This is a genomic window from Criibacterium bergeronii (assembly GCF_001693775.2).
In the GTDB taxonomy this organism is placed as follows: Bacteria; Bacillota; Clostridia; order Peptostreptococcales; family Filifactoraceae; genus Peptoanaerobacter; species Peptoanaerobacter bergeronii.
This window is the reverse complement of record NZ_MBEW02000012.1, coordinates 1-13,044: the sequence shown is the minus strand read 5'-3', so window position 1 is coordinate 13,044 and position 13,044 is coordinate 1. Positions and strand designations below refer to the sequence as shown.

12 protein-coding genes are annotated in these 13,044 nt (G+C 32.4%); 7 read left to right on the top strand and 5 right to left on the bottom strand.

Translation table 11 applies throughout. From position 1 onward, the window contains the following. The first annotated feature begins 154 nt into the window (after positions 1-154). The 5 genes from BBG48_RS06590 to BBG48_RS06570 all read left to right on the top strand — a co-directional run bounded on the left by BBG48_RS06590 (position 155) and on the right by BBG48_RS06570 (position 4,678). Positions 155-1,270 (top strand): pyridoxal-phosphate-dependent aminotransferase family protein, encoded by a 1,116-nt coding sequence (locus BBG48_RS06590; protein ID WP_068913012.1) that lies wholly within the window; start codon positions 155-157, stop codon positions 1,268-1,270. 566 nt (positions 1,271-1,836) lie between these two features. Then, positions 1,837-2,136: a thiamine-binding protein gene (locus BBG48_RS06585; RefSeq protein ID WP_068913011.1), complete on the top strand. Its 300-nt coding sequence runs from the start codon at positions 1,837-1,839 to the stop codon at positions 2,134-2,136. Continuing rightward, positions 2,105-2,860 carry an ABC transporter permease gene (locus tag BBG48_RS06580; protein ID WP_068913009.1) on the top strand — a complete coding sequence of 252 codons (756 nt, stop codon included), beginning with the start codon at positions 2,105-2,107 and terminating at the stop codon, positions 2,858-2,860. Before BBG48_RS06585 ends, BBG48_RS06580 begins: the two co-directional genes overlap by 32 nt. A 35-nt stretch (positions 2,861-2,895) precedes the next feature. Beyond that, a complete protein-coding gene (locus tag BBG48_RS06575) occupies positions 2,896-3,915 on the top strand; it encodes an ABC transporter substrate-binding protein (protein WP_068913007.1) in 1,020 nt (339 codons plus the stop codon). Further along, the gene (locus BBG48_RS06570) at positions 3,899-4,678 is read left to right on the top strand and encodes an ABC transporter ATP-binding protein (protein ID WP_068913005.1); all 780 of its coding nucleotides are present in this window, start codon (positions 3,899-3,901) and stop codon (positions 4,676-4,678) included. The genes BBG48_RS06575 and BBG48_RS06570 overlap by 17 nt, the downstream gene beginning before the upstream one ends. A 267-nt stretch (positions 4,679-4,945) precedes the next feature. Here BBG48_RS06570 and plsX read toward each other — a convergent pair whose 3' ends face one another. Both plsX and BBG48_RS06560 read right to left on the bottom strand, forming a co-directional pair. After that, a complete protein-coding gene (gene plsX / locus BBG48_RS06565; protein WP_068913003.1) occupies positions 4,946-5,962 on the bottom strand; it encodes a phosphate acyltransferase PlsX in 1,017 nt (338 codons plus the stop codon). A 115-nt stretch (positions 5,963-6,077) separates the two neighbouring features. After that, positions 6,078-6,434: an arsenate reductase family protein gene (locus tag BBG48_RS06560; RefSeq protein WP_068913001.1), complete on the bottom strand. Its 357-nt coding sequence runs from the start codon at positions 6,432-6,434 to the stop codon at positions 6,078-6,080. Between the two features lie 304 nt (positions 6,435-6,738). Here BBG48_RS06560 and BBG48_RS06555 point away from each other — a divergent pair, with 304 nt between their 5' ends. Then, positions 6,739-7,419 (top strand): phosphoribosylaminoimidazolesuccinocarboxamide synthase, encoded by a 681-nt coding sequence (locus BBG48_RS06555; protein WP_068912999.1) that lies wholly within the window; start codon positions 6,739-6,741, stop codon positions 7,417-7,419. A gap of 158 nt (positions 7,420-7,577) precedes the next feature. Here BBG48_RS06555 and BBG48_RS06550 read toward each other — a convergent pair whose 3' ends face one another. The 3 genes from BBG48_RS06550 to BBG48_RS06540 form a co-directional block, all read right to left on the bottom strand. Next, entirely contained in the window at positions 7,578-9,587 is a 2,010-nt protein-coding gene (locus BBG48_RS06550; RefSeq protein WP_068912997.1) for a putative bifunctional diguanylate cyclase/phosphodiesterase, read from the bottom strand. Positions 9,588-9,889: 302 nt separating this feature from the next. Then, positions 9,890-10,912 carry a sugar kinase gene (locus tag BBG48_RS06545; protein WP_068912995.1) on the bottom strand — a complete coding sequence of 341 codons (1,023 nt, stop codon included), beginning with the start codon at positions 10,910-10,912 and terminating at the stop codon, positions 9,890-9,892. Further along, entirely contained in the window at positions 10,912-11,538 is a 627-nt protein-coding gene (locus tag BBG48_RS06540; protein WP_068912993.1) for a bifunctional 2-keto-4-hydroxyglutarate aldolase/2-keto-3-deoxy-6-phosphogluconate aldolase, read from the bottom strand. The genes BBG48_RS06545 and BBG48_RS06540 overlap by 1 nt, the downstream gene beginning before the upstream one ends. Before the next feature lie 456 nt (positions 11,539-11,994). On the opposite strand from BBG48_RS06540, the gene BBG48_RS06535 reads away from it, so the two are divergent. Next, positions 11,995-12,747 carry an IclR family transcriptional regulator gene (locus BBG48_RS06535; protein WP_068912991.1) on the top strand — a complete coding sequence of 251 codons (753 nt, stop codon included), beginning with the start codon at positions 11,995-11,997 and terminating at the stop codon, positions 12,745-12,747. Positions 12,748-13,044 lie beyond the last annotated feature (297 nt).

Below are 13,044 nucleotides of genomic sequence, written 5' to 3'. Positions count from 1 at the left end.
ATTTTGTTTTTTATTTTATTATTATACCATAATATGTATAAATTGATAAATCTATTTTACTTTGAAAATCTATAATTTCACGTTCCTGTATGATTTGTGATATAATATGAAATTATTAGTTAAATTTATTTTTTAATATACAGAAGGTTATCTTATGAAAATACTATGTAGCGGACCTACTTCAATTGCAAAAAATGTTTTAGACAAAATGTCTATTTCAAAGACCAATCCTGACCTTGACCCTGAATATTTAGGCTATCAAAGAGCTGTGGAAAATAAAATATCAAAACTTGCTCACACTGATGCAAAAAGCTTTTTTATGCTTGGCGAAGGGATAATTACGCTAGAAGGTGCAATTGTATCCTTGGTAGAAAAAGGCGAAAGAGTATTGGTTATTTACAACGGCTTTTTCGGTGAAGGCTTTGCAGACTATGTTGGCTATGTCGGAGGTGAGGCTGTAAAATTTAAAGGTGATTTCAGACGTGGAATTAATGTAGCTGATTTAAAAGCCTTTTTGGAAAAAGACCACGACTTTGCAGTAGCTACGATGGTACACTGCGAAACTCCATCAGGTATAACAAACGATGTAAAATCCATTTGTGAATTGTTGCACTCATACGATATAATTACCGTTACCGACTGTGTATCCTCATTTGCCGGAGAAGAAATATATTTTGACGAATTTAACATAGATGTGATGTTATCCGGCAGTCAAAAATGTATATCCGCTCCGACAGGCATCGGTATAGTGACTTTATCTAAAAAAGCAATCGACAAAATAAACGGCAGAAAAACAACTGTGCCTAGCTATTATTTAAACTACAAAAATTATTATGCTTTTAATGAGTCGTGTGGATTTCCATATACACAAAATGAAAATCTGATTTATGCAATTGATGAGGCACTTAGAAATATTCCTGAAAATTACGCTTTTCTCCACAAAAAATATGCCATTGCCACAAGAAACACGCTTATAAACTGTGGATTTGAGCTATTTCCCAAAGACAGCTTTTCCAATACAGTTACAGCCGTAATAACTCCTGACGGCATAAAAAGTGAAGATATTTTGTCACAAATGAGAAAGCAAAATATCGCCATCTCAAAAGGTGTCGGCGAATATGCCGAAAAAATATTTAGGATAGGACATATGGGGCATAACATCAATAAGGCAAATTTTATAGAAATGTTTGAAAAGCTTGATACCACCTTTAAAAACTTAGGAGTAAAACTAAACGGCTCATTAAAAGAAGAATTTGAAAAGGAAATATAACTATACAAATATATAATATTTTCACTATAATTTTTATAATTGACTTAAATCTATAAACATTGAATTTGTCTCATTTAATTTAACTTAAAATCACATAAATAGTCTCACAAAAAAGCAAATAATATTATATTATAAAAGCTAACATTATTGTAGAATTATATCAACACTACCAGACACGCCTCTTAACAATGCGAACAAAGTCGGGTTGTTTGATTATACTAATTTACTTTGAAAATTGTAGCATATATCTTGAAAAGAAATTTATGCTACTACCTTATGCAAAAATTTTTACAATGAAAACTAATACTACACTTTCTTATGTAAGTTAGTTTAGATTATAATTCAAGAAGAGTTTTTGAAAACTTTTCATTGTTATTAAAATTTTTTACTATTTCATTGTATACTTTTATTTTTATTATAACTGTGATACAATAAATACACACAATAATTTTTAGGGGTGCTGTAAAAAGCTGAGATTATACCCATTTACCTGTGCGGATAATGCCGGAGCAGGGATGAGATAATATGCTATTTATTTGTACTCCTTATTGAAAAGGAGTTTTTTTATGGAAAAATTTTCAGTGGCAATACAGGTCTTGCCACAAACCAATTCAAAAGAGGAAACTGTCAGGATAGTTGATGAGGTTATAGCCTATATTGCGTCTTTTGATGTAAATTATGTCGTCACACCTTTTGAAACTGTAATCGAAGGCGATTTTGAAACCTTGATGAAAATAGTACAGGGTTTCCAAGATGTGGCTATAAGGGCTGGTGCTCCATCTGTAATGAGCTATTTGAAGATGAATTATTCTCCAAAAGAAGGAGTGCTTACAATTGACGAAAAAACAGGAAAGTATAACAGATAGGCTCTCACCTTATATTGCAGTTGTCGGTCTACTTGTGATTTGGCAAATATTTTCTGATATGCAAGTCGTGCCGAAATATCTTTTGCCATCACCGACTGATGTTATAAAAGCCTTTATCGCTGATTATGAACTAATTTTTCAGCACACAAGATATACTATGGTTGAGGCGTTTGCGGGTCTTGGTATTGGATTTACTTTAGGATTTATCTTGGCTATACTTATGGATTTAAGCATAGTATTTAAAAAAATGTTTTATCCATTGGTAATCATCACTCAGACTATACCGACTGTTGCTATAGCTCCATTATTGGTGATTTGGCTAGGCTACGGACTTACTCCAAAAATTACCTTGGTTGCCATAACTTCATTTTTTCCGGTGCTGATTTCTATGACAGATGGCATGAGCTCAGTAGATAATGACAGCATCAATCTAATAAGAGCTATGGGTGCTAATAAATATCAAATCTACGCCATGGTAAAGTTGCCGGCGTCACTTAAAAGCTTATTTTCAGGATTAAGAATTTCTCTTTCTTACGCAATAATTGGTGCAGTAGTGGCAGAGTGGCTGGGCGGGTTCAACGGTATCGGTGTATACATGACAAGAGTTAGAAAATCCTACGCCTTTGACAAAATGTTTGCCGTTATATTTTTTATTTCTGCACTTAGCTTAATCTCAGTCTATTTATTAAAATTATTAGAAAAAAAGCTTATAAAATATGAATAAAATATACAAAAAATCTTAAATCGAAAGGATTAAATATGAAATTAAAAGCAAAATTATTACCATTTTTAATATTACCATTAATAATGCTTGGTTGCACTTCTGCACCTGCTAAAACCTCTGAGCAACCTGCACCTAAAGAAACTCAAAAGGAAAAAATAAGCATCGTGCTTGACTGGACTCCAAACACTAACCACACTGGACTATATGTAGCAAAGGACAAGGGTTACTTTGATGAGGCGGGAGTAGATGTAGAAATAGTCCCACCACCTGAAGGCTCTACTACACAATTAATTGGTAGTGGCAAAGGTCAGTTTGGTATTTCTTTCCAAGACACATTGGCACAAAACTTTGCCTCTGATAATCCAATGCCGATAACTTCTGTTTTAGCTATTTTGCAACACAACACCTCAGGCGTAGTTTCTTTAAAAGAACAAAATATCGCCACTCCAAAAGCTCTGACCGGCAAAAGATACTCTACATGGGATGACCCTATAGAGCTTGCTATGTTAAAATACATTGTAAATCAAGACGGGGGAGATTTTGAAAAAGTAACCAAAGTGCCTTATGCAGAAAATATTATCGCACAATTACAAGATAAATCAGCCAATGGCTCTGATAGCGGCTGGATTTATTATGCTTGGGACGGCATAGCCTTCAAAGTAAAAGGACTTGAAACTAACTTTATAAACTTCGCAGACTATGGCAAAGAGCTTGACTACTATACACCGGTTTTAATCGCAAATAATGATTACCTGAAAGATAATAATCAGCAGGCACAAAAAGTTATAGACGCTATAGTAAAAGGTTATGAATTTGCAGCCAAAAATCCTGATGAGTCAGCTCAAATTTTACTCAATAACGCTCCCGAACTTGACAAAGAATTAGTAGTCGAAAGTCAAAAATGGATAAGTGCAAAATATATAGACGACGCTGAAAAATTTGGCGTATTTGACAAAGACAGATGGAATAATTTCTACGCTTGGCTATGGGAAAATAAATTAATACAAAAAGAAATACCAAAAGATTTTGGATTTACAAATGAATACATCAAATAAGCAGTTAATTAAAACACCCTATGACATCATTCCTCAGCTAGAGCTAAAAAATATCACCGCAGGCTATGAAGATAAAATTGTAATAGAAAATATCAGTCTGATTTTGCAAAAAGGAGAGATAATCAGCCTTATAGGCAAAAGTGGAATAGGCAAATCCACACTTTTAAATGCAATCTCAGGACTAATAGAGCCTAAAGAGGGCAAAGTTTATCTTATGGGCAAGGACATCACTGGTACTACAGGAAATGTCAGCTATATGCTGCAAAAAGACCTACTACTGCCATTTAAAACAGTCTTGGACAATATCGCCATGCCACTAATCATAAAGGGCAAAACAAAAAAAGAGGCAAGAGAGCTTGCAAAAAACTCTCTTGCAGAATTTGGACTGGAGGGCTACGAAAAAAAATACCCATCTTCATTATCCGGAGGTATGAAACAAAGAGCCGCACTACTAAGGAGCTATTTATTTTCAAAAGACGTAATCATGCTGGACGAACCATTTTCTTCACTGGATTATATCACAAAATTAAAAATGTACGCTTGGTTTACAGATATGGTCTCACGCCTTGGCATATCAGCAATATTTATCACCCACGATATACAAGAGGCTCTGACCCTGTCTGATAAAATCTACCTTTTGTATGGCAAACCCGCCCATATAAAATTTGCCATGGACATGAGCGACAAATCCATAAAAGACCCACTAAATCCAAAATTTGCAAAAAATAAAAAAATATTGTTGGATATGATTGAAGAAGGTTAATTTAGATATTTATTTAATATATTCATCTGTAGATATTTTTTTGTCCCACTATATAAGCTAAAGGGCACTTTAGCTTTTCAGCAGGCATCTATATTTTATAATAAAATTAATTGTTTGCTTTATAATTTTGACATCTATCCGAAAGTTAATAAATAAGATAGCTAAGAAAAAACTGAAAAAAGATAAATAATATGCAAAAAGCCTTATTTTACTTGATTAATAGTAAAATAAGGCTTTTTTATTCTTATACTGGGTTATAATGACTTACTATTCTACTTCTTGTTTCACATCTGCAAATTCTTTTGCCATTTCTTTTATGCTATCTACTACTTTTGCATCGTAGGTTTTTTTGGCTTGGTTTATGGCGTAGTAAAAGGCTTTGGCATTTGATGAACCGTGAGCTTTTACTACTATTCCGTCTATTCCGATTAGCATTGCTCCGCCGTATTCTTCGTAGTCAAACTTGGATTTGACTTTTTTTAGTCCGTCCTTGGCAAGCATTGCTCCTATTTTTGATTTCAGTGAGGACATTAGGGATTGTTTTATTAACTTCATCAGTCCTATGGCTACACCCTCTGTAAGTTTTAAGACTATGTTTCCTGTAAATCCGTCACAAACTAAAACGTCCACTACTCCACTAGGTATGTCTCTGCCCTCTACATTGCCGTAGAAATTAATTTTTTTATTTTCTTTTAGTAATTTGTGTGTCTCTTGATATAATGTGCTACCCTTAGTTTCTTCTGTACCAATATTTACTAAGCCTACGCTTGGATTTTGTGTGTCAAATATGGCTTTTGAATAGGATGAACCCATAAATGCAAACTGATTTAGATATTCCGGTTTTACGTTCGCATTTGCTCCTAAATCAAGTAAAATCATTGGTTTTTTAACTGTAGGATAAGCCACTATTAGTGCAGGTCTTAGTATGCCTTTTATCCTACCCACTATTAATGTACCTGCTGTAAGGAGTGCTCCGGTGCTACCGCTGGAGATAAATGCGTCCGCCTTTTTTTCTTTCACTAAATTTGCACCGACTACAAATGGGGAATTTTTTTTTCTTTTCATAGCTGTAACTGGCTTTTCATCGTTGGTAATATTTTCTGAGCAGTGAATTATGCTTATCTTGTCGCTGTCTAATTGCATATCCTTTAGCTTGGACTTTATCGTTTTTTCGTCTCCAAGAAAGATGACTTCTACTCCCAGCTTATCAATTGCTGAAATTCCTGCCTCTATTTGTGAAAATGGTGCATTATCTCCACCCATGGTATCAATAGCTACTATCATTTTAACTCCATTTTTTATTTCATAAATTAATATAATTTTATCAAATTTTCCGATAAAATATTAAAAATAAATCTAGTATCATATTTTAACATAATTTGTTGAAATTATTGTTAATTTATTTAATTTTCAAATTTTCTTTGTATTCTTCTTCTTTAAAGCCTAAAAGTGCAAAATCGTCGCCTAATAATATTGGTCGTTTAATTAATATTCCGTCTGTTGAAAGTAGCTTATATTTTTCATCGTCAGTCATATCTTTTAGCTTATCTTTGAGGTTTAGCTCTCTATACTTTTGACCTGAGGTATTGAATAATTTTTTGATATCTTTTCCGGATTTTTTGTGTATCTCTTTTAATTCCTTGGCTGTTGGAATATCTTCAACTATTTCTCTATATTCGTATTTGATATTATTGTCGTCTAAAAATTTTTTAGCCTTTGCACAAGTTGAGCATCTTTTGTAGCATATAAATTGCATGATTTTTCTCCTTTTTATACAAAACGATTGATAATACTTTATTTTATAATACCCATATAATGCTTTTAAAACTTATATTTTATTAAAAATATATTTGAATATAATTTAAAGGCTGATATTTATTTTAACTTTTTTTATGTTTATTATAAAATTGTTTGAATACTTTTGAACTAAATATATAATTTATATAAATAGTTTGCTATGTCGCTTAAAAGTCTTATATATTTTCATGAAAATGGTATAATGTTATAGCGTTAATTTTGCGATGTAGAATTTTTTATTAATAACTGGAAGGCGGATTTTGATGAAAACTATTTACACTGGTAAGACAAAAAATCTTTTAGAAGATGAACAGGGCAATATCCATATGTTTTTTAAAGACGATGTTACTGGAAAAGATGGTGTATTTGACCCGGGTGCTAACCATGTAGGACTATCTATAGATGGTTCAGGGCTTGCAAACTTAATAGTGACTACTCACTTCTTCGAATTACTTAAAGAAAAAGGTATTAAGACTCACTATGTAAAATCAAATATAGACGAAAAAACTATGCAGGTTGAAAAGGCAAAAGTGTTCGGCAAAGGTCTTGAAGTTATTTTACGTTACCGTGCAGTAGGCTCTTTCCTAAGAAGATACGGTGATTACGTTGAAGAAGGTGCACCTCTTGACCATTTTGTAGAATTCACTCTAAAAGACGATGATAGGGAAGACCCTCCTATAACTAAAGACGGTTTGGTAATGTTAGGAATAATGACTGCAGACGAATACGAACAAGTCGTAGCCCTAGAAAAGAAAATCGGTGATGTAGTTAAAGAAGATTTAGCTAGCAAAGGTCTTGACCTTTATGATATAAAGTTTGAATTCGGCAAATTAGTATCCACTGGCGAAGTAGTATTAATCGATGAAATTGCAGGCGGAAACATGAGAGTATACAAGGATGGAGAATATGTATCTCCTCTTGAAATAGTAAATTACTACAAGTAAGATTAACATCCTACCAACAACTTTAATTACTTTATTATTAATCCTTTAAACTTCAGTCGGGCAAAGCTCGCCACTGCTTGATGTTTAGTATACAAGATTTATAAATATAAAAAATTAGCTTGCTCGTTTAATTTCGGGCAAGCTTTTTTATTAAAGAGCTATTTATCCAAAAATTTTTTGACATCATACTCACAAACAGGTTTGCTAAGCAAGAACCCTTGTATAAGGTCGCAGCTATTTTGTTTTAAAAACATCAGTTGCTTATTAGTTTCTATGCCCTCTGAGATTACTTTTATTTGCATTTTATGCACCAAATGTATTATAAATGTAATTAGCTCTTCTACTTTATAATCCACTCCTATTTTATCAATAAATGCCTTGTCTATTTTTAGTATATCAATTGGTAGCTCTGTCAAATAGCTAAGCGAAGAAAATCCTGTACCAAAATCATCAAGGGAGATTGATATGCCAAGTTTCTTTAATAGGTTTATCTTTTCTATAGCAATCTGCTTATTTTTGATTATTACAGACTCTGTAAGCTCAAACTCAAGACAGTTCGGCTTAATGTCATGTTTTTTAATTATAGATGTGACCTTTTCCACAAAATTAGGTGTATCCATCTGAACAGTGGAAATATTATAGGCAATCTTTATGTTTGTAAAGTTTTCTTTTTCAAGCTCCTTTATCTTTTTACATACTTCATTTAATCCCCACTCGCCAATTTCATTTATATATCCCTTTTCTTCGGCAAATGGAATAAAGCTTGCCGGACTTATCAGCTCACCGTTTGGTTTTTTCCATCTAATTAAAGCCTCAAAAAGCTCTACTTTATTTGTTATAATATCAAAAATTGGTTGATACTCAAAGTAAAATTCTTTATTCCTTATTGCCCTAACTAGGCTGTTTTCCATTTCCACTCTTTGCAACATCAGTTGCTCAATATCCTTATTATAAAATCGGAATTTTTTCTTGCCTTCACTTTTTGCCTTATACATAGCTGTATCGGCAGCCTTCATAAGGTCAACGGCGGTTTTTCCATCCTTAGGATACTCTGCAACTCCTATACTGGCAGTCACTTTTATGCTCTTTTGTTTTAAAAGCAATTCCTCCTCAAACAAATTGCATATCTTATTCAAATAAATTTCCAACACTTCATTAGTAATCGCCCTATGTATGATAATTGCAAACTCATCTCCGCCTAATCTGCCAAAAACATCTTGTGCATTTACATTTTGAGATAATTTTTTTGCAACCAGCTTTAATATATCATCACCTGTATTATGCCCTAATACATCATTGATGGCTTTAAAATTATCCAAATCTATAAATCCGACAAAAAATCTTTCATTAGGGCAAATCCCTGAATTAATCTTTGCTTGTATAAATTCATATATCCTTTTTCTATTTAAAATACCTGTCAACTCATCATTATTCGCTAAAAATTCAAGCTCACTTTGCTTTTCCATAATCGTCATGTTGTATTTTTCAAGACTTTCATACTGAACTCTTAGCTTCTCCTCATTTGCAGAAAGAATTTCATACAAGGACAAGATTTCTTTATTTTTTTCTGTCAATTTTTGAGTTTCTGCAATTCTGCTTCCAACAAGAGTTCTGTTTAATCTTATTACAAGCTCATTACAACCAAGCGTAAATAAAACCATCATCAGTATGCTTATATAGTTGCTAGTATATAAAGTAACCACGCTATAGTTGTTGTATGCAAAGGTATACTCAATAAACATTAAGAAACTAGCAATTAAATACCAGCTCACTGTTGACCTAGTATTTAATCTTGCAACTATTGCCAATATCAGAAAAATAAACCAATATGCAACAAAAAGCTTATTATAATAAACGATATATGTAAGTAACAGCCAAAGCGATATGGTAAGCCCCAAGACATGGTGTTTCAGTTTTATATCTATGCAGCTATCCACTAACCATATCAATCCAAGTGCAGTAGTAACAATAAATAACCAATAAAAAACTATTGTCGGCAGATATATTTTACAGTGCAAGCCGAAAAATATTGAGATAGTAGAGCCTATAATAAAAATATATGCCATTGTATATGTAGTCAAATCAAACCCGAATTGTTCAATGTCCTCATTGGTTACAGCATTTGAGAGATTGTAAAATTTTTGTCTATAGTTTTGAAAAATATTCATACTTAACTCCTAAAAAATTTTACAAAAATTTATCTATCAACTAATCATAATTATAGCATAGTTTTTTCTATAATTCCACATACCTATAAATATATAATTTCTAACAAAAGTTATGCCCAATAGCAATATATCTTACACTAAACTCAAATAAAAAATGGAATAAAGCTTAGATATATTAAATAGCCTCATAGTTATAAAAAACTAAAAGCACCAGTAAAAAATATATCAAGCCTTATTCCATATTTTAATATAATATCTTAAACACAACTAAGATGAAAATTTACAGTCAATTTCCCCTTAAATTACCTTTGAACTCTACCTGAGGCATCGCCATCTACTAAAGTTTGCACCTCTTCTTTACTCATAAGGTTAAAGTCACCCTTAACAGTATGCTTTAAAGCTGACGCTGCAACAGCAAATTCTAAAGCCTCTTTACTACCTTTGCCGTCAAGCATAGCCGAAATTAGTCCCGCTGCGAAGGAGTCTCCTCCGCCCACTCTATCTACAATCCTTAGCTCATATTCTCTAGAATGATAAAATTCTTTTCCATCATAAATAACAGCTGACCAGCCATTATCTGATGCACTATAAGACTCTCTAAGAGTGCTTACTACATGAGTTAAACCGAATTTTTCTTTCATTTGTTTGAATATCGTTTCATAAGCAGCCGCATCTAAAGAACCTTTTGTAACATCTAAGCCTTCCGGAGTAAATCCAAGACACAAAGACGCATCCTCTTCATTACCTATGCACACATCAACATACTGCATTAAATCAGTCATAACCTTTTGAGCTTGAGCAGGAGTCCATAATTTTTTTCTATAGTTTAAATCTATGCTGACAGTTGCTCCGGCTTTTTTAGCTGCAATCATAGCAGCCTTAGTAATTTTTGCCCCATTTTCAGATATAGCAGGTGTAATACCTGAAGTGTGAAACCATTTAGCTCCTTCAAAAACTTTGTCAAAATCAAATTCGCTTGGCTCAGCCATAGCTATGGCACTGTTTGCTCTGTCATATATAACCTTTGACGGTCTTGCAGATGCACCTGTCTCTGAATAATATATGCCTACTCTGTCTCCACCTCTTACTATATAAGAAGTGTCAACCCCATATTTCCTTAGAGCATTTACAGCTGCCTGACCTATTTCATGTTTTGGTAGCTTAGTAACATAATATGCCTCATGTCCGTAATTAGCAAGAGAAACGGCAACATTAGCCTCTCCACCACCATATATAGCATCAAAGCTCTCAGCTTGAACAAATCTGTCATATCCGGGAGTTGATAATCTTAACATAATTTCGCCTAGCGTAACTACTTTACTCATTATTTTCTTACCTCCGCAATTTTAGCAAGATATGCTTGTGCTTTTTTCTTTATCTCTTCCCTAGTACCACTTGCAAGATTAGAGCCTGCTCCTACAGCAACAACTCCGTTTTTAAACCAGTCACCAATATTATTTAAATCTACTCCACCGGTAGGCATAAGATTTACATGAGGAAGTGGACCATGAACAGCTTTAATATATGAAGGTCCAACAGCAGAGCCCGGGAATACTTTTATTATATCTACACCATATTGAAGAGCTGTCGTAATTTCTGTTATAGTAAGACAGCCCGGCATATAAGGTATCTGATATAAGTTGCATAATTTTGCCACTTCCACATCAAAAGCAGGAGATACTATAAAGTTTGCTCCCGCCATAATTGCCAGCCTTGCCGTAGTAGCGTCAAGTACAGTACCTGCACCCAGTATCGCCTTATCTTTTAACTCTTCATTTAACTTTTTAAATACATCAAGTGCATCAGGTATAGTAAATGTAATCTCTATGATGTTAATCCCACCATCAATACAGCCCAAAGAATACTCTATAGCCTCCTCAACAGACTTACCCCTGACTACAGCAACAATACCCAGTTCTTTCACCTTGCTTAAAGTTTCCTGCTTTAACATGATTTCTCCTAACAATAATAATATAAAAAACAACACTTACTTTATCAATAAATAATGCCAAGTGTTTTGGGTCTACATAAAAAATATATAAAGAAACGTTTTTTTAACATAGAAATTTTTTAAATAATTCTAGTAAAATTTAAAATATCATAGTATCATAATTTTACTATGTGATATATTCTTTTACTATATGAAATTATTTAAAGTATAAATCAAACTTTTTACTATGTCAATAGCTTTGATTATATTTGATGTATAATTTTATATTTTACTGAAATTACATAGTTTTTGAATTATAAAAAAATTATTATAAAATATTTAATCTACTTTTCTTGCATATAGCATAAAAATGTTTTAATATAAAAGTGGATATTTTACGAATTACTTAAATAAAACTTACTGAATAATTTGTATTAGATACAGTTTTTTTCAAATAACAAAATTTAAAGGTGACTTATGGAGAAAAAAAATCAATCAATTGAAAGAACTTTTTTAATTTTAGAATGTTTCAAAAATTATAAAAAAGGAGCTACTCTAACTGATTTATCCGATGCAACCGGGCTACATAAATCTACTGTATTCAGATTTTTAGATACATTAATATCTTTAGGATACATTAGAAAATCCGAATTAAAATATCATCTGACTTTCAAATTTTATAATATAGCCTCATCTTATCTAAATGAGTACAACCTAATTGAAATATCTGAGCCTTACTTGGAAAAATTATCCGAAAACCTTAATGAAGTAGTACATTTGGTTGTAAGGGACGGCAACTACTGCGTATATGTCAATAAAATAGAAGATAATAATGCAATAACAATGGGTTCAAAAATAGGAGCAAGAATACCGCTGTTATTAAGCTCAGTTGGAAAAGCAATCATTTCATATCAAAGCGATGATGAAATTAAAGCCGTATATGAGCAATCTATAATCAATAACCTTTTTGATGAAGATAAGCTTGATTTTAATGACTTAATCAATGACATAAAAGAAACTAGACAAACCGGCATAGGTATTGACGATGAAGATAATGAACCGGGTATATTTTGCGTAGGTGCTGCGATAAAAGCAGTAGGCGGTCAAATAATAGGAGCTTTATCTGTTACCGGTCCAAAAACAAGAATGATTGAAAAAGTAAAATCAGAAAATATCAAACAACAAGTTTTAGAAACGGCAAAATTAATCTCTTCAAAAATGGGGAATTAAAAATAGAATTTATGCCAAAATATAAAATAAAAAAACAAGCTTTATACTAATATACCTTTAAAATCGTAGTATAATAAATTTATATCTCACTTATCCATTTTCTTAATGTTATACTTTTTACCATTTCATTCGTTAGCTTATTTATTGTTTTACATAATCTGTTAATTACATCTTTTAATGTTTTAAATACTTCATTCTTGAACCCCATAGAACAGATTTATTTCAATATCTGTTCTATGGGGTTCATTTCCGGGGTGTATGGTGGTATGTGCGTTATTACTATGTTTTTTGGTATGT

Excerpts from the sequence above, each read along its gene's own strand:
- BBG48_RS06560 (WP_068913001.1), bottom strand. The coding sequence starts at position 6,434 with ATGCAATTTATATGCTACAAAAGATGCTCAACTTGTGCAAAGGCTAAA.
- BBG48_RS06585 (WP_068913011.1), top strand. The coding sequence starts at position 1,837 with ATGGAAAAATTTTCAGTGGCAATACAGGTCTTGCCACAAACCAATTCA.
- BBG48_RS06590 (WP_068913012.1), top strand. The coding sequence starts at position 155 with ATGAAAATACTATGTAGCGGACCTACTTCAATTGCAAAAAATGTTTTA.
- BBG48_RS06555 (WP_068912999.1), top strand. The coding sequence starts at position 6,739 with ATGAAAACTATTTACACTGGTAAGACAAAAAATCTTTTAGAAGATGAA.
- BBG48_RS06575 (WP_068913007.1), top strand. The coding sequence starts at position 2,896 with ATGAAATTAAAAGCAAAATTATTACCATTTTTAATATTACCATTAATA.
- plsX (WP_068913003.1), bottom strand. The coding sequence starts at position 5,962 with ATGATAGTAGCTATTGATACCATGGGTGGAGATAATGCACCATTTTCA.
- BBG48_RS06570 (WP_068913005.1), top strand. The coding sequence starts at position 3,899 with ATGAATACATCAAATAAGCAGTTAATTAAAACACCCTATGACATCATT.
- BBG48_RS06540 (WP_068912993.1), bottom strand. The coding sequence starts at position 11,538 with ATGTTAAAGCAGGAAACTTTAAGCAAGGTGAAAGAACTGGGTATTGTT.
- BBG48_RS06535 (WP_068912991.1), top strand. The coding sequence starts at position 11,995 with ATGGAGAAAAAAAATCAATCAATTGAAAGAACTTTTTTAATTTTAGAA.
- BBG48_RS06545 (WP_068912995.1), bottom strand. The coding sequence starts at position 10,912 with ATGAGTAAAGTAGTTACGCTAGGCGAAATTATGTTAAGATTATCAACT.
- BBG48_RS06550 (WP_068912997.1), bottom strand. The coding sequence starts at position 9,587 with ATGAATATTTTTCAAAACTATAGACAAAAATTTTACAATCTCTCAAAT.